Source organism: Bacillus sp. UNCCL81 (assembly GCF_900112535.1).
Lineage (GTDB): Bacteria > Bacillota > Bacilli > Bacillales > Bacillaceae_G > Gottfriedia > Gottfriedia luciferensis_B.
Genome location: NZ_FOMF01000035.1, coordinates 1 through 1,024, shown reverse-complemented (window position 1 = coordinate 1,024; position 1,024 = coordinate 1). Strand labels below are relative to the sequence as shown.

1 protein-coding gene is annotated in these 1,024 nt (G+C 34.4%); it reads right to left on the bottom strand.

Annotation, left to right across the window (positions count from 1 at the left end):
- Window positions 1-73 precede the first annotated feature (73 nt).
- The coding region (locus tag BM319_RS24905; protein WP_091025009.1) for a hypothetical protein at window positions 74-1,024 on the bottom strand (951 nt) is incomplete at its 5' end.

Below are 1,024 nucleotides of genomic sequence, written 5' to 3'. Positions count from 1 at the left end.
CTCCAAATTTACAAAGTAAATATTCCCAACCTTTATATCTGAATATTTCACAATTCATTCCCCCTAATTTTATTTATAACGATGTCGTGTCATCTGTTTCTTCACTCTCATCGTTTTCGATTTCTTCTTCGTTGATATTACCTTCGGTAACAGGAAGAAGATTATCTTTCTCTCCGTACTCTAGCTCTAACCGGTCTTTTAGTTCCCATTCTTCAATACTCACTAACTCGCTTACTAAATCTATTATGTCACGGATAGATGACTTATTTTGTAAAGGAGGATAAGAAGTTAATGCTATACCAATAACATTTATTCCATTGAACATAAATGGACTTTGAAAAATGCTATGTTCTTCAATTTCCAACGCACTAACGCTTAAATGAGCTGATTTTCTAAGAAAATGAATATGACCTATCAAAACGCCGTTACTTCGTTTAGTGATTATAAGTAACATTTGAATGCTGTGATCCCTATTTACAGACTTTCCCTTCCTGCTCGTCCACTGAAACAAGTGGTGTACTTTAATAATTTCACCATAAAGGAATTCCAGCTCTCTTATTTTTGTTATAAGGTCATCAACCAAGCTTTGATTATCCTCTGTGAGTTTCTTAGGAGCAGAGTGTACGATTAAAGTATCGCTAAAAGGAATGAGGTAAGTCGTATGAGACTTGTTCCCTTTTTGAGCTCTGTATATCAAATTCTTATCAACCAAAACCTTAATCCAGTTATCAATGGTTCTAGACTGGGCATCAAAATATTCTGCAATTGAAGAAATGCTATGCCAACTATGACCGTATTCATTACTGGCAACGTTAGAAAAATAAAGATACAACTTCAATGGTCCAGGCTCTAAATCCCTTAAAATCTTCTTTGTAAAGAAGGAATTATCTATCGCAGTGAAGGAAGACTTTGACTTTTGATTGAGTTCTCGCCAACTTTTATAGTAATCCTTCAATGCACGATCTGTTTTATCTGATTCAGATAATAGCGAAGTTAACCTAAAACGATTTGCCATAAATAAGTT